Source organism: Desulfitobacterium nosdiversum (genome assembly GCF_049860565.1).
Taxonomy (GTDB): Bacteria; Bacillota; Desulfitobacteriia; order Desulfitobacteriales; family Desulfitobacteriaceae; genus Desulfitobacterium_A; species Desulfitobacterium_A nosdiversum.
In genome coordinates this window covers 1,841,828-1,863,622 of record NZ_CP172056.1, presented here as the reverse complement: position 1 = coordinate 1,863,622, position 21,795 = coordinate 1,841,828, and the positions used below count along the sequence as shown (strand labels likewise).

Here is a 21,795-nt window from a genome sequence, read left to right as displayed (position 1 = left end):
CTAATCTTAACGTCTTTTTTTCAGTATGTCTAGCACTTACGCGCTAAGACATATCGTTGACCCGGGAGTTGTTCGATTTTTCCATTAAGCTGCAGTTCCAAAAGAACAAGTGCAACCTGTGAGGCAGTTAAAGTAGATTGCAAAGCTATCTGATCAATATGTAAGGGCAAGTCGCTAAGAAAAGCGAGTATTTCCTGCTGTTCCGGAGCAAGGCTCTTTTCCTTGCAGATATCATCTTTAATCTTATCCGGATTTTTATCTGACGCAAAATTAATCTCGTTTACGTAATTACAATCACGAGATTCAATTATAAACTCTGAAAGAATATCTTCTACTCCTTCAACAAGTTTAGCTCCTTGGCGGATTAATTGATGACATCCTTTGCTTTGCCCGCTAAAAATCGGTCCGGGTACGGCAAATACCTCCCGTCCTTGTTCCAAAGCGAAATCAACCGTTATTAAGGCCCCACTCCGGGCTGCAGCTTCAACCACAACAACACCTCTGGCCACTCCGCTGATGATTCGATTGCGCATCGGAAAAAATTGCGGTTCCGGAGGAACGCCCGGGGCGAATTCGCTGATAATTGCCCCTTGAAGAATAATCTGCTCCGCTATTTTTTTATTTTCCGGGGGATATAAATAATCTAAACCACTGCCTAATATAGCCCAGGTTTTACCTTGCCCAGATAACGCCCCTTTATGAGCTGCCGTATCAATTCCTCTGGCTAAACCGCTTACAACAACAAGTCCTTGCCTGACCAATTCTTTGCCTAAAAACTCTGCCGCCGCCTTTCCGTAGGGAGTCGCTTTTCGCGATCCGACTAGGGCCACACCTTCCTCACCGGCTTCAATATTTCCTTTATAATACAATAAAGGCGGAGCATCCGCTAATTCCCGCAGTAAGGCAGGATAATGCTCCTCTTCGGGTATAACCGTCTTAACTTCTTTTTGGGCTAAGCTCCGAGCCATTTGGTGCGGATCGATTCGAGATCGTTCTGACATGACAGAGTGAGCCCAAGACTCCGTTCCCCATTTTTTGAACTCGCTCTCAGAGGCATACCAGGCATTAAGTGCACTTCCGAAGTAGGCAATAATTTGACGCAGCCTTCCGCTTCCAACTCCTTTTATTGAATGAAAAGCAATTCGGGCGAGTTTTTCGGCTTCATGCTCACTTTTCACAGAGGTCTTTTCAGAGATATCCATATCCTTCCCTCCCAAGAGACCAAATTTCGGTATCTTAGAAGGTTTTTCCTGCTTTAAATCCTGTCGAACATCTCTAAATTAGGTAAAATAATGTAGAATTTTCTTGAAATCATTCGTTTCATTCATAATTTGACTCAGGTCACCCACCGCGTCCCCTTCCGGAACCTCCTCCCAAAGAAGCGGTGTCGATACCTGACCAAGGGCATTAGGACAAAATCTTTAGGCTCCTTTGGCCCGTTTTGTTTTCCGCTTGCGTGGAGTTAAGGTTGATGGTTCCTTCCCTTCAGAATCAACTGATTCAGCTGCTTCTGCTGGACTGGGTTCTAGTTTTCCTTTTTCATGTTCAGTAGCTGCTAAACTGGAGCGCAGTGCTTCCATCAAATCCACAACTTTACCCGGCTCAGGTGCAGCAGTAACTTTGTAGGTTTCTCCGGCAATCTTTCGTTCAATCATTTCCTTAACCTGCTCTCGCAGTTCATCTCGATATCTGTCAGGTTCAAAAGGGACTGCAAGGCTTTCAATGAGCTGCCGTGCTAAAGCTATTTCAGTATCTGTCGAGATAACCTTTGCCAAATTAACGTCGAATTGACGAATTTCGTCCGGATAATACATGGTTTCAAGGACAAGTCCTTCTTCATAAGCGCGTAAACAGGCCAAATATTGTTTTGAGCGCATTGTAAAGCGCGCAATTGCAACTTTCCCTGTCTCTATCATCGCTTGCGAAAGAAGTCGATAAGCTTTTTGAGCCGTTTCCTCAGGAGATAAATAATACGATTTTTGAAAATAGATCGGATCTATTTCCTTTAAGTCAATAAAGTTCAAAATATCAATAGATTGGCTCATCGGCCGCTCTATTTCAGCCAAGTCCTGCTCATCAAGAATAACATATTGATCTTTTTCGTATTCATACCCTTTTACTATCTCTTCCGGTTTAACTTCGATATCACAATGCGGGCAGGTCTTAAGATAGTGAACTCGATTATGACAAGTCTTGTGAAGATAGTTAAAGTGAAATTCCTGAGACTCTGTCGCAGCATGCATTTTTATGGGAACATTAACTAAACCAAAACTAATGGATCCTTTCCATAATGTATGCAATGAAGAAACACCTCCTTCAGGTTTTAGTGTGGTCCGGATGAATTTTTTCCATACTAAAACTTGAAACAAAAATTCACCCTTAACTTAAAACTAAATCAGTCATAAGTTTAAGGGTGAATTTAATTCTAAAAATATTGTCTACGTTAAAGTTTTTATCACTTATTACTTAGATTAGTTATTGCGTGAATTACTTAGTGCTTACTTACTGCTTAAATGAAGCGCTTTATTAATGATACCGGGATTCACTTCAGAATCTTGAAGCGCTTTCTTCTCCCCATGCGGTCCTGCCAGCCACTCCGTCTGTTTCACAAGATAAAAGCCCCAAAATCTGATTTCCTCCGGTGTAAGTTCAATCGCCCCGGGAATGGGCGCATTAGGAGAATACACAATATCTAAATCCGAATGCCATGTCCATCCGAGTTGATCACCGGATAAGTTCTCCCAAACTTTGACTTTCTGCCAGGCCCCTTCACCTAATGGCAGATTCCCGTAAATCACGGGGTCAAAACGTTTATCCCATTTCCTTTCAACAAAAACAGTATCTGTTTCTTTCAGATTATAGGGAGACGAAGGCAAGCCTTTCAAAAATAACTCCCAATTATCTAAGGTACCTTTATAGACCCGTCCCTCAGCATTAAAACCATATTGATCAAAATTGGCCGCAGCAACGCCGGGAAAAGAAAAAAACAGCATAAAACTCAACACGAATAAAGATATTCCTTTGGTTTTCACTCTAAAATCCTCCTTTAACCTATTTTTGCTTAATACAAGCTTAATAGAATTATAAAGGAGTTTTATTCAAATTTTCATGAAAATTTTGGCAAATCCTGTCGGCAAATATCTTCTATCCCGAATATTTCTTTAGAGCCATAACCACAAAGCTTGCTAAAACTGCATAATCCTCTGTGGGAAGAAGCTCTGAAGCTGAACGATCGAATAAAATATTTCCTGAGGCCGGAAACTCCTCGTCCGCTTGCCAAAGAACTAACGTCACTGGAATTTTAGGAAAAACGTTTAGCGTTACTGCCACATCCCCCAGCTTTACAGGGGTACCCCCTATTGGCTGAGCCGCCTTGAGCAGCTTCTCTGGATTTCCCCCAAAATGTTCGACCATAGGGCGAATTGCCCGGTTCGAAAAGGGTTGATTATATATTCCGCCTCCAGGAAGTTCTTTGTAGGAAATATATTGACCGGTTAAGCTTTTCTCCGTCTGATTACATAAATAATGAAGGATAAGAATACGTGCAAAAATTGGAAGCTCGCCTTCTACTTGAGGTTCAGGCTCAAATTTTGCCGAGGGGTATTCAACTCTAAAGTGTTGCCCCAGAAAATTTAATTTGATTTGATTCCCTTGAACAGGATACCCTGAAAATTTTTCAATTTCAGCTAAGGACATTTCCTGGAAGTGAGCCACAGATTTTTCAAAAGCTGCGGTATAATTCATCTGCTCCCTCCTTCGTTTTATATTATTTGCCATCAGGACGGTAAGGGATTCCATCGGCTGCCGGTGCGGTACTTCTCCCGACAAGACCTGCCAGTGCAAGAATAGTTAAACCATACGGCAGCATTTGAATAAGATTCGCTGAAATTCCCGTTCCTTGAAGAACCATACTCAAAGCCATAGCAAAACCGAACAACAATGAAGCGCCTAACGAACCGACCGGCGTCCATTTGCCAAAAATCATGGCCGCTAAGGCAATATAGCCACGCCCGCTGCTCATATTGACTTCAAAACTATTCAATAATCCTAAAGATAAATAGACTCCGCCTAGACTTGAAAGCATTCCTCCTAAAATAACACCTAAATAGCGAATTCTCCATACATTAATTCCTGCTGTATCTGCTGCTTGAGGATTTTCGCCAACAGCTCGAATTCTCAGTCCAAGATTCGTGTGAAACAGAAAGCAATGAGAGATAACAACTAGGATAAGCATGATATAAACTGTTGAATTTTGCTGCCCGAAAATGGGGCCAATAAACGGAATGTCCTTTAAAAACGGCAAGGCTATATCGGGCAAAGCCGGAGTCTCACGCGGGGTTCCTCCGTAACCGAAGATCGAGTTCAGCATAAATGCAGTTAATCCAGCAGCAAAAATGTTAATCCCCATACCGACAATAATCTGATCCGCTCCAATATGGATCGTGAACCAAGCAAACAAAAGAGAAATAATGGCCCCCATAATCATCGCGCCTATTAAACCCAGCCACGGATTATAGGTTAAATGGGAGAAAAGAACCGCAAAAAATGCTCCGATAAGCATAATTCCTTCCATTGCAATATTAACGACACCACTTCGCTCCGAAAACGTTCCTCCTAAAGCCGGCAGGGCAATCGGGGTTGCCATGGCCAGCGTTGCCGCCCAAAGCTCTGGCTTAGCCAATTCATTCCATATCATACCTTCATGCCCCCCTTGCTCGGCGATAAATTGCCTTTTCCATGATGCTTCCGTCGGAGAAAAGATCCTAACTCTTTAGCTGCAACAAGAAAGATGATTATACCCGAAATCATTTCCGTAAGGTGCGCAGGAACCCCGGAAGCAATCTGCATAGCCTGCCCGCCGGTAGATAAAGCCGCAAAAAAAACAGCTGCTAATATCACTCCAAACGGATGATTATTGGCCAATAAAGCAACAACAATAGCTGTATAGCCATAGCCTGAGGAAAAACTGTCATAAAGCCGGTGCTGAACGCCCAGCATTTGGACTGCCCCTGCCAGACCTGCTAGAGCACCGCTGATAAATAACGCAAAAACCATATAAAGTGATACATTGATTCCAGCATAGCGGCTCGCTCTAGGATTTAAACCGACCGTACGCAGCCGAAAACCCCAAGTCGTTTTATAAATAAGTCCATAAACGAGTCCTGCCGCCGCGAGCGCCACTGCGATTCCCCAGGATAACTGACTTCTTTCGACGATCATTCCCAACTGGGCCGATGGAAGGATTACCGGAGACTGAGGGGTATAACCCGGAGCCATCATCGGTCCGTTTTCCAGCATGTAATGGCTCAGATAAATGGCGATATAACTCATCATCATCGTTGTTATAACTTCATGGGCCCCAACTAAGGCCTTAGCTAACCCCGGGATAATCCCGGCCCATAAACCCGCGAGCATCATTCCGACAAAGAAGGCTAAGGCAACATGAAGCATAGGAGGCAATCCCGAGATTGAATAGCCAATCCAAACTGCACCCATACTTCCTATCCAATACTGTCCTTCCGCTCCAATATTAAACAGCCCAGCTTTAAAAGATAAAGCCACTCCTAACCCGGATAGAATTAAAGGAACTGAATTTGCCAATGTATTAGCAAAGTTTACTTTGCTGCCAAAGGCACCTGCAAAGAGAGCTCCATAGGCTTGAAAAGGATCATGCCCTGTTGCCAGCATACCCAGCGCTCCAATAAGAACAGCTATGCCGATGGCCATAAAAGGGGGGATCATACCTCGAATAAAGTTACGCATTTTCCCCCTCCTTCCCTATTTCTACACCTGTCATCAGATATCCCAATTCTTCTTTCGTCGCTTTTCCGCCTGGAAGAATGGCCATCAGTTTACCCTCATGAATAACACCGATTCGATCCGCTAAAGACAGGAGCTCATCCAGTTCTAAGGAAACGAGGAGAACGGCCTTATCGTTAGCTCTAAGCTGAAGAAGCTTATTATGAATGAATTGAATCGCCCCCACATCCAGACCGCGCGTGGGTTGCGCAGCAATCAATAGATCCGGATCACGGCTTACTTCCCTGGCCAAAATTATCTTTTGCTGATTTCCTCCTGAAAGATAACGTGCTAAGGCATGCGTTTGCCGCGGCCTAACGTCATAATCTTCAGCTAAACAAGACCCATGCTGCTCAATTGCTTGTTGCTGCAATATGCCCATTTTAGCAAAAGGAATTTTCGCGAAATCCCTCAGGACAAAATTCTCGGTAAGCTTAAAATCCATAACTAACCCATCGAGCTGGCGATCCTGCGGAATATAAGCAATTCCGGCATCAATGCGCTGCTGAACAGAAGCCATTGTTATTTCCTTGCCTTTAAATAATATTTGCCCGGCTTGAACGCGAAGCAATCCTGCAATCGCTTCCACCAGCTCAAATTGGCCGTTTCCATCAATTCCTGCAAGTCCAAAAATTTCACCGCGATGAACCGTAAAGGAACACCCTTTCACTTTCTCCCTCCGATTGGCAGAAACGCTGCAGTTCTTAAGTTCAAGAAGCACTTCTCCTGCCTTTTGGGGAGGTTTGGTCAGTTGGAGAATAACTTCACGGCCCACCATTAAATTGGCTAACTCTTGAGGCGTTGTGGACTGGGTCTCTAGGGTTGCAACTGATTTTCCCGCTCTCATCACCGTTATCCGGTCTGAGATCTTCTTAACCTCGTCAAGTTTATGACTAATAAAAATAATCGGAATAGCTTGCGATCGAAGCTCATCCATCACCACGAATAATTCGTCTGCTTCTCGAGGCGTCAACATCGCTGTAGGTTCATCTAAAATTAAAAGCTTAGCCTTCCGGTAAAAAACCTTTAGTATTTCGACTCTTTGCTGCAAACCGACTGTAAGGTCTTTTACCTTTGCCGATGAATCAATATGCAGATGATAACGTTCAGATAATTCATGGACCAACGCCTCATTTTCTTTACGGCGATACCTGATTTTCCCTGGTTCTCCGCCAAGAACAATATTTTCAGCGACTGTAAGTTCCGGTATAAGCATAAAATGCTGATGAACCATTCCGATACCTGCTTCAATCGCTTGTCTCGGACTCGAAAAATGAAGTTCCCGATCATATAGGCGAATTGATCCAGAGTCCGGTTTATATAATCCATAGATCATTTTCATCAGGGTGGATTTTCCAGCCCCGTTTTCGCCAAGTATAGCGTGAATTTCTCCTTCACGAACTTCTAAATTTACGTGATCATTAGCCAGCACGCCCGGGAATTCTTTTGTAACTCCTTTAATCTCCAAGCAAGTGCGCATAGAACCCTCCTTATGAGCATTTGACATGAATGGAGAAAAGGGATTGCCCCATCTGAAGCAATCCGCTTTCCTGCCTTTTTAAACATTTTTATACGTTTCTTTAGACAATCCTTCGAATATTTCTTACAGTTTCGGAATTTGCGTGGAAACTTTTATTTTTCCCTCTTTAATTTGTTTTGCCGCATCATTCATTTGATTGACAATATCTTGGGGAACTGCTTTAAGGGGTGAGGTAAAGGCCACACCGTTATTATTCAAATCAAACATTAGATTGCCGCTCTTGAATTGATTATCCAAAGCCGCCTTTATGACATCATAAGTTGCCACATCCATGGCTTTCGTCGCACTTGTTATGACGGTTTCCGGAGCTACATAATTTTGATCAGCATCTACACCGATAGCAAAGACTTTCTTTTCTTTGGCCGCATCAATTACCCCAGTCCCAGTCCCTCCTGCGACCTGGAACACAATATCTGCGCCTGCGGCGATTTGACTGAGTGCTGTTTGCTTGCCTAAAGCCGGGTCGTCAAATTTACCTGTATAATTGAGTTTTACAGTAATATTTGGATCAACACTTTTCGCCCCTTGGATATACCCTGCAATATAATCCGTAACAGGTGGAATTTCCATTCCACCAACCACCCCAATCGTATTTTTACCTGACATATTTGGAACGCCTTGCGTTTTTTCCATCAGTCCTGCCATCATTCCCACTAAGTAACCGCATTGCTCTGTTTTGAATAGAGCGGAGGCGACATTGGGCCGATCGTTTATCGAGTCATCAATGATCATAAATTTTGTATCCGGATATGTTTTAGATACTTTTTCAACCGCATCATGCATTAAAAAGCCTACTGCTATAACTAGGTTATACTTTTGCTCAGCAAAACGGCTTAGATTTGTCTCATAATCAGTCATTTGCTTTGACTCAACAATACTTTTTGTTATCCCCAGTTCTTTCTCAGCTTTTTCAACTCCTTTATTGGCCAGGAAGTTAAAACTTTTATCATTAAGACCACCAACGTCAGTAACCAGGGGCACTTTAAAATTCGGATTTTTCTTTGCATTATCCGTCGATGTGCTTGATGCAGGAGAAGAAGGTGCCGTACCGCAGCCTACCAAAATTAAAGCGCAGGACAAGACGACAACAAAAACTTTACTTAATAGATGTTTTTTCAAAGAAATAACCTCCTTTATTTAAAGTACATGCTAAATGTATTCTTTGCTTTTCGTAAATATCCTTCCTTGTATAAACATTAAAGTATATTTATGTAAATTATTACTTTTTAAGGTTTCTGGAGATTTTTTTCCTGTGCATATTCAAACTTCACGAAGTACAAACTAGATTTACTTTGTAAAATATACAAAGTGATTACGGTCGTACAAAGAAAAGGAGGAATCTCAATGTCAAGACGAGGTGTTATGTCTGAAGGGCTTAAACAGCAAATTGCTCAAGAACTTGGCTTTGGCGATACCGTAAAGCAACAAGGTTTTGGGGCAGTTTCCTCAAGAGATTGCGGAAATATGGTGAAAATGGCTATTGAAATTGCCGAACGCAATGGATTGCATTAAACAGTAATTTTTAGCCTGGTTCAACTAAAAAAAATCCGACAGAGTTTATCTGTCGGATTCTTATTTTTGATCAGCCAAACAGTTTTAATGGAAATCAATATCTATCGTACGAGCTGCTGGATGGCGGTCCTTTAAAAAGGTAAGTTCAAGTACTCCATTTTTATAGGCCGCATGTGATCCATCCGCTTTAACTGCGTTTGGCAACGTAACTGTACGTGTGAATTTTCCAAAGTAACGTTCTGAATGGTGAGAAAAACGATCCTTCTCTGCATTGCTCTGCTTCATCTCTCCATGGATAGTTAACACGTTTTCATTGATTTCAATTTGCAAATCTTCTTTATTTTCGATACCTGGAATTTCTGCAGTGACAATAATCTTTTCCGGGGTTTCATCAACGTCTACGCGGTACAGCCATTTTGAAAGGTCTTCATTTCCTCTTCCCTGATGAAAATGACGATCCATCTCATTCCATAGGGGTTCAAATATTCGGAAGGGATCATATGGGACCAAGGGCATTTTTATCACCTCTCAATTATTTTAAAATAAAGAAACTTTAGATAGAGCATTTTACTCCACCTAAAGTTCCTCTATCCAATGTTAGTATGGCAATCCGATCGAGAAATATTCTTACTTCGCGCTATAGCCAGCCTCTTCAACGGCTTTAACCAAATCTTCCCGGTTAGCTTCTCCAGTAACAGCGGCTTCGCCTTTTGCCAGATCTACTTGAGCATCAGCTACTCCATTAACGCCGCGCAGTGCTTTTTCAACATGCATTTTGCAATGATTGCAGGTCATTCCTTCAACCTTTAAAACCATTTGACCCATCCTTTTCACCTCCAATGATTTTATTTATAGATTATCCCAGCGGATTTGGTTCCACTCGGAAAAATAACAATACTAAAGTTTTATGCCGCAAGTTTTTTATCATAGCGTTTAAGCAACAGAGAACTGGTAACAACTGAGACTGAGGAAAATGCCATGGCCAGTCCGGCCCACTCCGGAGGCAATAGCTCTCCTGTAAGCGGATAAAGTGCACCTGCCGCAATGGGAATACCGATTGTATTATAAATCAGTGCCCAAAACAGATTTTGCTTAATTTTAGCTAAAGTTTTCCGTCCTAAGCGAATTGACCGCTCAACATCAAGCAAGTCGTTTCGTACTAAAACAACATCCCCAGTCTCTTTGGCGACATCTGTTCCCGAACCGATAGCAATTCCAATGTCGGCTTGTGCTAAAGCAGGCGCATCATTGATACCGTCTCCCACCATCGCGACATTTAAGCCTTGTTCCTGATATCTTTTAACAATATTGATTTTATCCTGAGGCAAAACCTCAGCGATGACTTCATCGATCCCTACTTCCGAACCCACAACGTTTGCTACCTTTTTATTATCTCCTGTAATCATAAAGGTCTTAATTCCGAGATGATGCAAGCGTGCAATCGCTTCTTTGGTGCTTTCTTTCAGAACATCGGCAAGTGCAATCAAGCCGATCACATCACCGTCTAAGGCCACAAAACTTGTCGTTTTGCCCTGTCCCGCCAAATGCTGAAATTCTTGCTCTGAGAGGCCTAATTTCGCCTTATATTTCTGAATCAATTTAATATTCCCGATTAAAAGCTGCTTCCCGCCGTAGGAACAGATAATCCCATGACCGCTTTCTTCCTGGTAATTTTGTACGTCTTCAATCGTCATGTTTGCACTTTTCGCCCGTGCCGCAACGGCCTGTGCCAAGGGATGGATTGAGGGGCTTTCACCCGCTGCCGCCACCTTAAGCACGTCTTTTTCCGAATAGCCGTTGAAACTTATAATATCCGTAACCTCTGGCTTTCCTTTGGTCAGCGTACCGGTTTTATCAAATCCAATCGCTTCGATTTTTGAAATGCCTTCTAACACGGCCGCAGATTTAAACAAAATCCCTCGGTTTAGACCGACTCCGCTTCCTACCATTACCGCTGTTGGAGTCGCTAACCCCAATGCACATGGACATGCAATAACTAGAACCGCAATTCCTGCAGTTAAGGCAAAAACAAAATTACTATGAAGCAGGAAATACCAAATCAAAAAGGTCACAAGTGCAATCGATACGACTGTCGGAACAAAATAGTTTGAGATCGTATCTGCTAAGCGCTGGATTGGAGGTTTAACCCCTTGCGCATCCTCCACCATCTTAATAATTCCGGAAAGCATTGTATCCTTACCCGTTTTTGTAATTCTAACTTTAATATTTCCAGAGGAGTTGATTGTTGCGCCCACTACCGGATCCCCAACTCCTTTATCTACGGGGATGGATTCTCCCGTAATCATCGATTCGTCAATACTTGCTCTACCCTCGATGATTTCCCCGTCAATCGGAATCTTTTCACCGGGTTTTACAACGACGATATCTCCGATTTTTACACTTGTGGCAGGAACCTCTTTTTCTTCACCATTGACTAGAATTCTGGCTCTATCCGCTTGAAGCTCCAGCAGGCGTTTTAACGCTTGACCTGCACGGCCCTTGGCTTTGGCTTCTAAATATTTGCCAAAACGAACAAAGACGATCAATAAAGCGGAGGTATCAAAGAAAGTAGGTCCTTCAAAGAAGATTTGAGGAAAAGTTGTCATGACACTATACGTATAGGCAGCTGTGGTACCCAGGGCGACAAGGACATCCATATTTGCGGAGCGGTTTTTTAAAGCATGATAGGCCCCTCGGTAAAATGTCCAACCCGCGGTAAATTGTACAACCGTTGCTAAAACAAACATGCTGTACATCGTCATTTTGCTCATTGGCATATACATCAGCGGCATGATAGGTACGGAAAGTACGGCACTAAAAATAAGCCACTGAAGTTGTTTTTTAACGACTAGGTCCTCACGGTTCTCTTCCTTATTTTCGATTGGGGTATATCCCGCATCACGCACTTGCTCGAAGATACCCTCTAGATTTACAATGCTCGGATCAAATTCAACGCTTACCGTTTCCGTGGCAAAATTCACGTTTGCCGAGCTGATGCCTGTGGTATTTTTTAATTTCTTTTCGATCGTTAAGGCACAGTTGGCACAGCTCATGCCACTCACCTTAAATTGTTCTTTCCCCTCTTCCCCTTTTTCACTGTAAGCTGCATACCCAAGATCCTTAACCTTTGCTAAAAGCTCTTCTACCTTCACCTGATGGGAATCATATTCTACGGTTAACTTTTCTGATGCAAAATTAACGGCTGCAATTTTTACCCCTGGCATCTTGGCTATACCTTTTTCAATGGTCAATGCACAATTCGCACAGGTCATTCCTGAAACTTTAAATTGCTGTTTTTCTTCTGCAGAAGAAGCAGCTTCAGGTTTTTTCTGTGCATCTGCAGCTGATTTCTGGGGATCTAACAGCTCCATTTGGGCCTCAGGGATCTCTTCTTCAGAATCTTGGGGAAGAGGTGTTGTTGAATATCCGGCCTCCTCGATCACCTCCGCTATATTTTCTTTATTCAATTGATTAGGTTCATAGGTAAAATTCGCTTTGGAATCTTGCAAAGAAACTTTCACATTTTTTATCCCCGGAACCTTCTCCAAAGCTTTGCCAACTCGTTTTACACAATGTTCACAGGTCATTCCGTAAACAGGAATTTCGCCGAGCAGCTGAGAAGAAGAACCTTCTTCCTCTGAGTTGCTGACCTCATAGCCTGCTTCTTCAATTGCGCGAATAATTTCCTGACGTTCAATCAAAGAGTTATCCCAATTAAAGCCGGCTTTTTCTTCATCCAGAGAAACTTTGACTTCTTCAATCCCAGGAAGACTCTCCAACGCTTTGCTGACTCGGCGAACACAATGTTCGCACGTCATTCCCAGCACCTTTAATTCCATTGATTGGACCTCACCCGCCATTACGTCCACCTCCTCAATTACTGTCATGCTTCTATCTTTTACACCTGCCGATAATGTTATTTCATCATCTTGAAAATCGTTTTAAGAACTTCGTCTACTACCTCTTCATCTCCGGCCTGGAGCTGCTCGCGTACGCAAGATTTCATGTGTTTCTCCAGCAAAAGCTTAGCTACCCCATTTAAAGCAGATTGTACCGAAGCAATTTGATTAAGCACATCGTCACAGTAGACATGTCTTTCCATCATCCCTTTGATACCGCGAACTTGACCTTCAATTCGATTCATTCGATTAACTAAATCTTTTATTGTTTTTTCACTGTGATGACTTGTGCGTTCATGTCCCAGTTCCACTTCATGCTGGCAGCTTGGGCATGAATGAACATCTTTTTCCTCCAAAGTAATCACTCCTTTAGATACCAATATAGTATACCCCCCTATACTATATTGTCAATTATATTATTTTTTGATTATCCGTATTAAAAAAACTAATACTTCTACTTTTCTTAATTTTTAGTGATAAAATAATATTAAATATATAAAAAATTTTGGCAAAGGAGGTTTAGTTTTTACATATTTATCTTTCTAATTTAATCATTACTTAATTCATATTTAAACATAGTATCTCGAGGAATACCGAATAGATTGATGCAAAATCTAGTTTTTCATATTGAATTTACCGTTAAGGATGCTCTTGCGTTGCTCCTCGCGATACGTACCCTCATTTTCAGTGAAGTTGTCAATTGTGTTAATTCAATAATTAAATAACTTACTGGAGGGAAAAATGCACGCCTTAAAACGATTTATTCAACAATCATCAACAATGTCCATCATGTTTAGCATAATGATTCTTGCAGGAGTTTTAGTCGGTTCAATTTTTCCACCCTTTGCAAAGCTGTTTGTTACCGTATCCCCGGGAAAAACAGTTTTATTTTCAGTGAGCTGCGTACTCGCCGGGCTTTTTCTTGGAATAGGAAATTATTATATTGCTCGCGCTATTCTTTATAATCCCTTAAAATCTATAACCGGGAAAGTTAAAGAATTATCTTCAGGAGATTTGACCGTTCGGATGGAAATTCAGGGGATGGACCTCATCGGACAGCTTGCCCATGCAATTGAATCCCTCTCTGAAAGTTTCAGGCAAACAGCCGGCAATACCTTAAACGCTGCTCAGGAAGTTATTCAAGTGAGTGACCAAGTCACTTCATTATCGAAAACCTATATAGAGAAGTCTAATCAATCCATGGTAATCTCTACGCAGCAAGTTCAAAACGCTTCCGACCAAGTAAAGTCGTTTAATAAAGTCAGTGAAACTATTCAAAAAATGCTGGCAGGAATATATGAAATCAATGAGCTTCTCCAATCTTCTACGCAAACTGCTCTGCGCTTTATGAGCACATCGTTACGGGGAACTGAATTAGTTCAAGAATTGGACCAGGGAATCATAAATGTTAAATCTGATTTAAATAAAACTCAAAATAGAGCTAATCAGCTTCAGCAGAATTCAAATCAGATCAACTCTATTGTATCACTTATTCAAGGAATAGCCGCTCAAACGAATTTGCTGGCACTTAATGCCTCTATTGAAGCAGCTCGAGCTGGAGAAGCGGGTAAAGGTTTCTCTGTTGTCGCTGATGAAGTGCGCAAACTTGCGAATGCTTCTTCAGCGGCAGCAAAAGAAATCTCAGATCTTCTTAATTCAATGAACAAAGATATTGGGGCATTAGTTTCTTCGACAGATATCACGTTCAATACGTTAATTCAGGAAGAATCATCAATGAAAGAGGCTCAAAGTGTCTTCGGTGAAATTACGCAGGGAGCTGATCTCCTCAAAGATTGCATTGAATCTGCAGAGAAGAAGCTAGATAGCACCAATAATGACACTTCCGAAGTAAAAACTGCCTTGACCCAAATGAATTCGTTAAATAACAGCTCATGGGAATTTGCGTTAAAAATCGGGACAATATTTGAAACGCAAGCCCATGGCTTTCAGGCACTGGCAAAACAAGTGGAATCTTTACAGCATACTCTCAATGAAATGACTTATGGACTGGATTCCCTCAAACTTTAACATAACATCCAAAAAAATATTAACTAGAAACGGACATCGCTTTATAAGCGATGTCCGTTTTGTTTTCACAAGCTTTATTTTTAAAATATTGAGTAACTATCAAAAGGATTTGATGAACTTAACGTGGAATACGCTATACTGGATAATAATGGAGTTTATGCAAAATACAATAAATTTTTCAATATGGAGGATATTTATGAGTAAATTGTATCAATTAGAAAACCCTGAATGTCTTTTTCCTTTTTTAAAAGAAGCTGAGTTTATCCAAAATCCTCTCTCATTAGTTCACTTACCTCTTGGAACGTGTATTTTACGTGAAGGTGAATACGGTACTCATATCCCCCTTGTTATCCAGGGAATGATTCGTGTTGTTAAAATTTCCGAATCTGGGCGTGCTATTAATCTTTATAGGGTGAATCGAGGTGAATCCTGCATTCTGCTCATGTCAAGCGCGCTTGCTGGCATCCCCTATCCAGCAACTGCAATAATTGAAGAGGATACGCATGCGTTATTGATTCCCGTTAAGCAGTTTAATAACTTAATGAACCGTTATGAATCTGTTCGGGCTTTTGTTTGCAGTCACTTAACACATCGCTTAATTTCAATGATCACTCTTATTGATGAGATCGTTTTTAAACGCATGGATCAAAGGCTGGCTGAATTTATTTTAGATAACACTTCCCCAGAACAGGATTTTTTAACAACGACCCATGAAGAAATTAGTCTTGAACTCGGTACAGCCAGAGAGGTGGTTAGCCGTCTCTTAAAAGATCTTGAAAAGAACAACTGGATTTCTGTTCGGAGAGGAAAAATAACCGTTATCGAACGTTCTGCTTTAAAAAAATCAATCCACCGTGACTAAATCACTGAAAATTAATAATTATGAGCGTACTATTGTAACTATGAATTTCCTTTATTTCACTTATTTATTAACATATTGCAATTTCATAATTGCTTATTATTATCATGCAGATAGTATTTGTCCACTCATTCACTTAAATGGCTTAATGTCATGAATATAAAATCTTTAAAAGGAAGGTGAGATATGAAAGAAAACTTTAATATTAAAAAAGGATTTTAAAACTGACAGATTAAAGTGATCTAAGGAGTGAACCAGATGAAAAAACATTTAGCTTATATTCTGGCATTAAGTATGTTATTGGTCGTTATCCTAACTGGCTGTGCTTCGAACGAGGAAAGCGCCAAAGCATTATTAGACAAATATTTTTCATCGGCGGCAAAACTTGATTATTCAACAACTTACACATGTTATTATGACGAATACCAAAAAAAGATACCCGAAGACGAATTTGTCAAAGAACGTAAACAGGCTTCTGTAATCCAATCCTATAGAATTTTGGAGTTAAATGTTCAGAAAGATAAAGGACAGGCAAGTGTTGAGCTCACGTTTGCACCTTCGGAAAAACTTAACCGTCCTCAACCTGTAACGCTCAAAGTTACGGAGGATCTTGTTAAAGAGAAGGATGGTTGGAAGATCAAGGTGTGGTAAAAGAGTGAAACATAAGCCTCCAAGGGGGTTTAACATGTTAAAGAGAAAATTAAGTTTATTGGTCATTTTGATTTTTGCTTTAACTTTTGTCGTCGGTTACACATCCTTTGCCAGTGCAGCAGTTACGACAGGTATAAGCGGTACCGTTAAGGACATTGATACAGGTGCAGCTATTGCCGGCGCAACAATTACAGATGGAACAACTACCGTAACCACTAATGCCCAAGGAATTTATTCGCTGAGCAAGTCAGCCGGTAGTTATACGTTAAAAATTTCTGCATCTGGATATCTAACGACTTGGCAAACATGTACCGTCACATCTGGGGCAGTAACGACTGTTAATTGGAGCCTGACAAAAGCATACGGAACCCAGACTCCTCCAGCGTATGCCCAGAATATGCGAAATATAATTTTTGCATGGAACGATTTGGGCATGCACTGTGATCAGGACGACTATTCCTATTTCTGCGTCTTGCCGCCATACAATACTTTGCATGTACAGGTAATAAATCGTCCTAATTTACTGACGTCAGGGATTACTGTTAGTTACAACTTCCCCAAGAAAACAAACTCAACCCTCCATACGAATTTCTGGCAATATTCCGCCCAATATGGATGGAATGTTCCCACTAACACGGGTATTTCCGGCACTCAATTAGCCGGCACAATGAAACTCGATTCCAATGGCAAGGGTTTTGTTGCCGAAGGAATTCCTATTACGCCCTATGATGATGATGGCACATGGGATCCTTACGGTACCGCTAATATTACTGTGACTGACAGCAATAACAATGTTTTGCAGACTGCTTCTGTAGTTGCTCCTGTCTCCACAGAAATGAACTGCAACAACTGTCATGGCAACGCTACGGTCAATCCTCAATTGGATATTCTGCAAAAACATGACAGCCATAATGGTACTACTCTTGCTGCAGATCAAGCCCAGGGTAAGGTTCACCTTTGCTCAGAGTGCCATTCTGATAACGCTTTAGGTAAACCTGGCGTTGCCGGCGTCGAGAGTCTTTCCTTAGCTATGCATAACTTCCATAAAGACAAAATGACCTATACTCCTGCTGCGGCAAACGTAACGCCTAGCTGCTACAATTGTCACCCCGGAACAAATACACAGTGCCTGCGCGGCATCATGGAGAAAGCCGGTAAGAGCTGTACAGATTGCCATGGTGATATGAATGGAATGACGACTTCTTTACAAAACGGCCGTCAAGCATGGTTACAGGAACCTAAGTGCGTTACGTGCCATGATTCTAAACATACAGAAAACACCAACACTCTCTATAGAAATTCCATTATGAATAACTCTTTAGCTAGTGATATGAACGGTAAGTTTTACTGTGAAGCCTGCCATAACAGCACACATGGTGAGTTTGTCTCTGCCAATAGTGCAGACCCAACCATTCCTCAAAAATTCCAGGGTGATAATTACTGGATTTGGAACTGTAAAGTCTGCCATCAGCAGAATTATACTCAAAGAAACTTCCATAATTAAATCTTAATCAAAATAAAACAAATAGATTTAAAAATTAAAGTAAGCGGATCAGGCATGATGCCGACCCGCTTCTTTTTCTTTAATTGAATGATCTCTGATTTTCTGTAAATTACTAATACTCTTTAATATATTCTTTCCAAGTATCCCTGATATAATTTTTTAATAAATTTTTCATTAGGATCTTCATTGCCGTAACTTGCTCTTCTATAAGTTGGATCGGTTACCAGGATAGATTATTAGATCAAATTTTATCAGCATTTTTTGAGTTCTATGAACATTATAAGACAAGCTACATATATTAAAACTAGGAGAGGGAATCTTGGTTTAGGCTTCGGGAATTAGTCATTCTAATCTTATAGACCTTCGGGTCAAATTTATAAGAAAGAAGGGCTATACTATGGCTGGACTTGGATTAAGTCCATTTGGATTTCCCTCCCCTGCTGCCCCACTGTTTTTAGGGCCTACCGCCCCATTTATTTCAATTATTGCTCTGTTTGACACCTTCCCGATTGGCGCCCGGATCGAAATTGGAATGGATTCAGGTTTCTGGGTTGGGAACTTTGGCGGTATCCAAGATGGTGTTGCACTGTTAACAAACGCAGTTCTTCACTCTAACATTGGAAAACCCATCGATGGTATTCGTCCAATTGTCCGTATCCCGATTCGCCAGATTACCTTTGTGAGCACCTAATAATCATCAGCAAGAGGGCAGCTACTAAAGCTGCCCTCACGTTAACCATTTATTAGAAATCACATTTTCCAAAAAGCTAAATAGATGAGATTTTTTAGCATTTTATGGGGGTTACTATTAACCCCAGCCCCTCTCAAGAAGATGCCTCTTGGAAAGGCATCTTCTTTAAATTAAAAATATCTTTAATTTAACCATCTACTTTTTATCCCTCCATAATATTTGGCCGATTAGTAACCTCCAAAGAGTAAATTGCATAGACTTATATTAGCTAGTCCATTCATCTTGTCTTCTGTATTTCACAATGAAAGGAGGGCAATGATATGGATAGATTTTTCTTCCCTTGCCATTTTCCGTTCCACAAATTCAATGCATTTAGATTTAACCGTTTTAGATTTCCAATTTTCCCCTTCGAGAGATTTGAAAGGTTCGAGGAGTTCGAAGAGTTTGAGTTTAATCGATTCCCGTTTAGGAGATTTTTTTAGATAACGAATGTGACCGGACCCTTTAGGGGCTCGGTCTTTTTTTCTATAAGGATTGAAAAAAAGCTTGTAACATTTCTGACCAAGCATTCATAATTTATATCAAGAAATAGAAAACCCCATCTTATCTTCTAGGGCTTGATCTTTGGCCCAAAAAAATAATAAGAAGAGGGGTTATATTATTTCACTACTTGGAACACCATTTACACCATTTTCACCTACGTGCTTCATTATCGGTCTTTTTGATACCTTTCCCATTGGAACAGCGCTACGGGTCGGTATGGATTCAGGATTCTGGACCGGTAACTTCGGTGGAATTCAAGACGGAGTCGCCCTTTTGACCAATGCCCTATTATTTTCCAATGTCGGAACCCCAATTGATGGCATTCGGCCTGTTGTGAGAATTCCGTTACGTGCTATCACATTTGTCAGCCAATAATAGTTTTGGGCGGCAATCTGGCCGCCCTTCTTTACATCTTCAGCTCAGGACATTACGTTCTTTAATAGAACTCATGTACCTATATTATAAGATCTTAAGCAGAATGATTAAATACGCTACAGATACCGCTCCTGTCGATTCAATTCATCCATCGTAACCATTCTAGTATCTTTTTAATTATAATTTTGGCCATAATAACAGTCTGTATAAAATCTTACACTTAACACTAATGTTTGGCTTTCGGTCCCCACCCACATAGCAGGTGGTCTAATGTTTTGCACACTATGTGTGCGAAAGAAACTAAAGTTCATAATATCGAGGGCAGCGGTAGAACGCTGCCCTCTTGATAATGGTAGTTTTAGGTGCTTACAAAGGTGATATTCCGAAGCGGAATACAGACGACTGAACGAATGCCATCAAGGCTATTTATCTTTCGGAGTCGTACACCAAATTCTTCTGCAAGTATAACATGTACTAAAACAAGCAAGGAGTTGATATTATTGTCCACTGTTCCAACCACTTCATTTTCTCTCAACAGATTTGTTCAACAATCCCTCGACCTCAATGTTTTCTTTCTCCGGATTATGAAAGAGCACTCATTTATTTCTGGAGATAGGCTTTCTCAGCAAAGATGCAGCTTTTGCACAAAGGGCCGATCAATTTAATAGGATGTCTGATCAATTACTAACTGAAGTAGCCCTATTAGCAAACGGCAATCTAAGTGAACCAGCGGTGCGTTCCGGTGAATTCGTAACTGATAAAACTCTCCGTGCAGAAACCAAAACCCAGGAGCTTTCCTGCATCGCCATCGATACGTCATTAACACAAGAAGAACTCTTACTGCATCATAAAAGTAGTTCAGTAAATACTGGACTAGAAAATTCTGTCCGATTGATTAATGAAAGAGAAATCGCTCTTACAAAGGAATTAGTATTAAATCAATTATTATACCTTTACTCGCTGACCATGTGTTGCGTGAAGCAAATCACTTTTTACGAATTCAAGAGCTATCAGGACAGACAAGTCCATTTTGTAAGATCGTTAGGTGCAAATGAACAAACAGATGTTGAAGTAAATGTTTCTCCAGATACAATTCTGCTAAAAAAAATTCAACAATTCCCAGTAGAGACCGATTAGTCTAGTTTCGGAATAAAGAATAAATTGATAGTTGTTTGCCTTGTAAACTAAAATAAATCTAATACTTGAATACAAAAACCGTGTGGAAATTTCTACACGGTTTTTTCGTCCATTGGTTCAGGACGTAGAACACCGCTGCAAAAGATAGTCTACCAACCGATAATTTGTTTCTTTTAAGCATAAACCATTGTGACAAGTTATGTAGACAAAGCATAGTATGTACTATCTTAAGATAAAGGAGGATACGCAGATGGCATTGGGTACTGGAGTCGTTGACGGTTTTCTTCCTCGCTCTTTGACAGGTATTGCGATCGTTGTAGTTATCATTCTTCTGCTTATCGCAATGGGAATCGTCTTCTAAGCTAATCAAATCAATGGATTTTGAAAGGAGGTAATGTCATGTTCGGAATGGGCGCTTTTGGTGGTGCATGTTGTCCATCTGTTGCTCCTGTTACAGGTGTTGGCGCTGGCGTTGGTGTCGGGATTATCGCAATTGCTATCTTGATCCTCATTGCATTAGGAGTTATCTTCTAAATTATAGAAAGGAAATAGAAGCCTATGTTTGGACGTTTTAGAGGTTTTGGATTCTTCCCTTTTTTTAATCCCTTCTTTTTCCCATTCTTTTTCCCATTTTTCTTCTTCCGGAGGCGGTTTTAGTAATAAAGGCTAGGCTTTTATGCCTAGCCTTTATTACGCTTTGCCTCAATCATAATTGATAGTGGTTAAGAGAAAAAGGTGACAGTTTTCTACTTAAAAAACTAGATTTTTTAAATTCTGTGAACATCAGAAGACAAGCCGCATATATTAAATTAGGACAAAGGATTTTAGATTAGACTTCGGGAGTTAGCCCTTCTTAATCTTATAGACCTTCGGGTCAACTTTATAAGAAAGAAGGCTGTACTATGGCAGGGCTTGGATTAAGTCCATTTGGATTTCCCTCCCCGGCTGCTCCACTGTTTTTAGGGCCTACAGCACCGTTTATATCAATTATTGCTCTGTTTGACACCTTCCCGATCGGCGCCCGGATTGAAATTGGAATGGATGCGGGTTTCTGGATTGGAAACTTTGGCGGTATCCAAGATGGTGTTGCACTGTTAACAAACGCTGTCCTTCACTCTAACATTGGGACCCCCATCGATGGTATTCGTCCAATTGTCCGTATCCCAATTCGGCAGATTACCTTTGTGAGCACCTAATAATCATCAGAAAGAGGGCATCTACTAAAGCTGTCCTTAGTTAACCAACATGTATTTTGTA

23 protein-coding genes are annotated in these 21,795 nt (G+C 41.0%); 10 read left to right on the top strand and 13 right to left on the bottom strand.

Annotation, left to right across the window (positions count from 1 at the left end; all coding sequences use genetic code 11):
• Nucleotides 1–29 precede the first annotated feature (29 nt).
• From dprA to ACHOLT_RS08815, 8 genes are all read right to left on the bottom strand, one after another.
• Complete coding sequence (gene dprA / locus ACHOLT_RS08850) at nucleotides 30–1,202, bottom strand: DNA-processing protein DprA (protein WP_425807351.1); 1,173 nt, start codon at nucleotides 1,200–1,202, stop codon at nucleotides 30–32.
• Nucleotides 1,203–1,421: 219 nt separating this feature from the next.
• Nucleotides 1,422–2,300 (bottom strand): Ku protein, encoded by an 879-nt coding sequence (locus ACHOLT_RS08845; protein ID WP_425807349.1) that lies wholly within the window; start codon nucleotides 2,298–2,300, stop codon nucleotides 1,422–1,424.
• A 198-nt stretch (nucleotides 2,301–2,498) separates the two neighbouring features.
• A complete protein-coding gene (locus ACHOLT_RS08840) occupies nucleotides 2,499–3,032 on the bottom strand; it encodes a hypothetical protein (protein ID WP_425807348.1) in 534 nt (177 codons plus the stop codon).
• 112 nt (nucleotides 3,033–3,144) lie between these two features.
• Nucleotides 3,145–3,744, bottom strand: a complete 600-nt coding sequence (locus ACHOLT_RS08835) for a DUF3786 domain-containing protein (RefSeq protein WP_425807346.1) — start codon at nucleotides 3,742–3,744, stop codon at nucleotides 3,145–3,147.
• Between the two features lie 22 nt (nucleotides 3,745–3,766).
• Nucleotides 3,767–4,696, bottom strand: coding sequence for an ABC transporter permease (locus ACHOLT_RS08830; RefSeq protein WP_425807344.1), 930 nt, complete (start codon nucleotides 4,694–4,696; stop codon nucleotides 3,767–3,769).
• Nucleotides 4,693–5,763 (bottom strand): ABC transporter permease, encoded by a 1,071-nt coding sequence (locus tag ACHOLT_RS08825; RefSeq protein ID WP_425807342.1) that lies wholly within the window; start codon nucleotides 5,761–5,763, stop codon nucleotides 4,693–4,695. The genes ACHOLT_RS08830 and ACHOLT_RS08825 overlap by 4 nt, the downstream gene beginning before the upstream one ends.
• A complete protein-coding gene (locus ACHOLT_RS08820) occupies nucleotides 5,756–7,279 on the bottom strand; it encodes an ABC transporter ATP-binding protein (RefSeq protein WP_425807340.1) in 1,524 nt (507 codons plus the stop codon). The genes ACHOLT_RS08825 and ACHOLT_RS08820 overlap by 8 nt, the downstream gene beginning before the upstream one ends.
• Nucleotides 7,280–7,402: 123 nt before the next feature.
• Entirely contained in the window at nucleotides 7,403–8,458 is a 1,056-nt protein-coding gene (locus ACHOLT_RS08815; protein ID WP_425807338.1) for a BMP family lipoprotein, read from the bottom strand.
• A 225-nt stretch (nucleotides 8,459–8,683) separates the two neighbouring features.
• Between ACHOLT_RS08815 and ACHOLT_RS08810 the strand changes: the two genes are divergently transcribed.
• Complete coding sequence (locus tag ACHOLT_RS08810; RefSeq protein ID WP_425807337.1) at nucleotides 8,684–8,851, top strand: protein sspF; 168 nt, start codon at nucleotides 8,684–8,686, stop codon at nucleotides 8,849–8,851.
• An 84-nt stretch (nucleotides 8,852–8,935) separates the two neighbouring features.
• On the opposite strand, the gene ACHOLT_RS08805 is transcribed toward ACHOLT_RS08810, so the two are convergent.
• The 4 genes from ACHOLT_RS08805 to ACHOLT_RS08790 form a co-directional block, all read right to left on the bottom strand.
• Entirely contained in the window at nucleotides 8,936–9,367 is a 432-nt protein-coding gene (locus ACHOLT_RS08805) for an Hsp20/alpha crystallin family protein (RefSeq protein ID WP_425807335.1), read from the bottom strand.
• A 111-nt stretch (nucleotides 9,368–9,478) separates the two neighbouring features.
• A complete protein-coding gene (locus ACHOLT_RS08800) occupies nucleotides 9,479–9,676 on the bottom strand; it encodes a CopZ family metallochaperone (protein ID WP_425807333.1) in 198 nt (65 codons plus the stop codon).
• Between the two features lie 80 nt (nucleotides 9,677–9,756).
• Nucleotides 9,757–12,711, bottom strand: coding sequence for a heavy metal translocating P-type ATPase (locus ACHOLT_RS08795; protein WP_425807331.1), 2,955 nt, complete (start codon nucleotides 12,709–12,711; stop codon nucleotides 9,757–9,759).
• A 56-nt stretch (nucleotides 12,712–12,767) separates the two neighbouring features.
• A complete protein-coding gene (locus ACHOLT_RS08790) occupies nucleotides 12,768–13,106 on the bottom strand; it encodes a metal-sensitive transcriptional regulator (RefSeq protein WP_425807330.1) in 339 nt (112 codons plus the stop codon).
• Nucleotides 13,107–13,491: 385 nt separating this feature from the next.
• Here ACHOLT_RS08790 and ACHOLT_RS08785 point away from each other — a divergent pair, with 385 nt between their 5' ends.
• The 6 genes from ACHOLT_RS08785 (at nucleotide 13,492) to ACHOLT_RS08760 (ending at nucleotide 19,401) form a co-directional block, all read left to right on the top strand.
• Nucleotides 13,492–14,778 carry a methyl-accepting chemotaxis protein gene (locus ACHOLT_RS08785; RefSeq protein WP_425807328.1) on the top strand — a complete coding sequence of 429 codons (1,287 nt, stop codon included), beginning with the start codon at nucleotides 13,492–13,494 and terminating at the stop codon, nucleotides 14,776–14,778.
• A gap of 196 nt (nucleotides 14,779–14,974) precedes the next feature.
• Complete coding sequence (locus ACHOLT_RS08780; protein ID WP_425807327.1) at nucleotides 14,975–15,640, top strand: Crp/Fnr family transcriptional regulator; 666 nt, start codon at nucleotides 14,975–14,977, stop codon at nucleotides 15,638–15,640.
• A gap of 255 nt (nucleotides 15,641–15,895) precedes the next feature.
• Entirely contained in the window at nucleotides 15,896–16,288 is a 393-nt protein-coding gene (locus tag ACHOLT_RS08775; protein WP_425807326.1) for a hypothetical protein, read from the top strand.
• Nucleotides 16,289–16,322: 34 nt separating this feature from the next.
• Nucleotides 16,323–17,792, top strand: a complete 1,470-nt coding sequence (locus ACHOLT_RS08770) for a carboxypeptidase regulatory-like domain-containing protein (protein ID WP_425807324.1) — start codon at nucleotides 16,323–16,325, stop codon at nucleotides 17,790–17,792.
• Nucleotides 17,793–18,189: 397 nt separating this feature from the next.
• Nucleotides 18,190–18,483, top strand: coding sequence for a hypothetical protein (locus ACHOLT_RS08765; RefSeq protein WP_425807323.1), 294 nt, complete (start codon nucleotides 18,190–18,192; stop codon nucleotides 18,481–18,483).
• A 624-nt stretch (nucleotides 18,484–19,107) separates the two neighbouring features.
• Complete coding sequence (locus ACHOLT_RS08760; protein ID WP_425807322.1) at nucleotides 19,108–19,401, top strand: hypothetical protein; 294 nt, start codon at nucleotides 19,108–19,110, stop codon at nucleotides 19,399–19,401.
• Nucleotides 19,402–19,759: 358 nt separating this feature from the next.
• Here the strand turns inward: ACHOLT_RS08760 and ACHOLT_RS08755 are convergent, their stop codons facing one another.
• Nucleotides 19,760–19,921, bottom strand: coding sequence for a hypothetical protein (locus ACHOLT_RS08755; RefSeq protein ID WP_425807321.1), 162 nt, complete (start codon nucleotides 19,919–19,921; stop codon nucleotides 19,760–19,762).
• A gap of 149 nt (nucleotides 19,922–20,070) precedes the next feature.
• Here ACHOLT_RS08755 and ACHOLT_RS08750 point away from each other — a divergent pair, with 149 nt between their 5' ends.
• The 3 genes from ACHOLT_RS08750 (at nucleotide 20,071) to ACHOLT_RS08740 (ending at nucleotide 21,734) form a co-directional block, all read left to right on the top strand.
• Nucleotides 20,071–20,538: a hypothetical protein gene (locus tag ACHOLT_RS08750; protein WP_425807320.1), complete on the top strand. Its 468-nt coding sequence runs from the start codon at nucleotides 20,071–20,073 to the stop codon at nucleotides 20,536–20,538.
• Between the two features lie 399 nt (nucleotides 20,539–20,937).
• On the top strand, nucleotides 20,938–21,072 hold the full coding sequence (locus tag ACHOLT_RS08745; RefSeq protein WP_425807318.1) for a hypothetical protein: 135 nt from the start codon (nucleotides 20,938–20,940) through the stop codon (nucleotides 21,070–21,072).
• Between the two features lie 368 nt (nucleotides 21,073–21,440).
• The gene (locus tag ACHOLT_RS08740; protein WP_425807317.1) at nucleotides 21,441–21,734 is read left to right on the top strand and encodes a hypothetical protein; all 294 of its coding nucleotides are present in this window, start codon (nucleotides 21,441–21,443) and stop codon (nucleotides 21,732–21,734) included.
• Nucleotides 21,735–21,795: the final 61 nt, after the last annotated feature.

Bases quoted from the DNA above. Each gene is read 5' to 3' on its own strand.
- dprA (WP_425807351.1), bottom strand. From the start codon at position 1,202: ATGGATATCTCTGAAAAGACCTCTGTGAAAAGTGAGCATGAAGCCGAA.
- ACHOLT_RS08835 (WP_425807346.1), bottom strand. From the start codon at position 3,744: ATGAATTATACCGCAGCTTTTGAAAAATCTGTGGCTCACTTCCAGGAA.
- ACHOLT_RS08830 (WP_425807344.1), bottom strand. From the start codon at position 4,696: ATGATATGGAATGAATTGGCTAAGCCAGAGCTTTGGGCGGCAACGCTG.
- ACHOLT_RS08825 (WP_425807342.1), bottom strand. From the start codon at position 5,763: ATGCGTAACTTTATTCGAGGTATGATCCCCCCTTTTATGGCCATCGGC.
- ACHOLT_RS08820 (WP_425807340.1), bottom strand. From the start codon at position 7,279: ATGCGCACTTGCTTGGAGATTAAAGGAGTTACAAAAGAATTCCCGGGC.
- ACHOLT_RS08810 (WP_425807337.1), top strand. From the start codon at position 8,684: ATGTCAAGACGAGGTGTTATGTCTGAAGGGCTTAAACAGCAAATTGCT.
- ACHOLT_RS08805 (WP_425807335.1), bottom strand. From the start codon at position 9,367: ATGCCCTTGGTCCCATATGATCCCTTCCGAATATTTGAACCCCTATGG.
- ACHOLT_RS08800 (WP_425807333.1), bottom strand. From the start codon at position 9,676: ATGGGTCAAATGGTTTTAAAGGTTGAAGGAATGACCTGCAATCATTGC.
- ACHOLT_RS08795 (WP_425807331.1), bottom strand. From the start codon at position 12,711: ATGGCGGGTGAGGTCCAATCAATGGAATTAAAGGTGCTGGGAATGACG.
- ACHOLT_RS08785 (WP_425807328.1), top strand. From the start codon at position 13,492: ATGCACGCCTTAAAACGATTTATTCAACAATCATCAACAATGTCCATC.
- ACHOLT_RS08780 (WP_425807327.1), top strand. From the start codon at position 14,975: ATGAGTAAATTGTATCAATTAGAAAACCCTGAATGTCTTTTTCCTTTT.
- ACHOLT_RS08775 (WP_425807326.1), top strand. From the start codon at position 15,896: ATGAAAAAACATTTAGCTTATATTCTGGCATTAAGTATGTTATTGGTC.
- ACHOLT_RS08770 (WP_425807324.1), top strand. From the start codon at position 16,323: ATGTTAAAGAGAAAATTAAGTTTATTGGTCATTTTGATTTTTGCTTTA.
- ACHOLT_RS08765 (WP_425807323.1), top strand. From the start codon at position 18,190: ATGGCTGGACTTGGATTAAGTCCATTTGGATTTCCCTCCCCTGCTGCC.
- ACHOLT_RS08750 (WP_425807320.1), top strand. From the start codon at position 20,071: ATGTCTGATCAATTACTAACTGAAGTAGCCCTATTAGCAAACGGCAAT.
- ACHOLT_RS08745 (WP_425807318.1), top strand. From the start codon at position 20,938: ATGTTCGGAATGGGCGCTTTTGGTGGTGCATGTTGTCCATCTGTTGCT.
- ACHOLT_RS08740 (WP_425807317.1), top strand. From the start codon at position 21,441: ATGGCAGGGCTTGGATTAAGTCCATTTGGATTTCCCTCCCCGGCTGCT.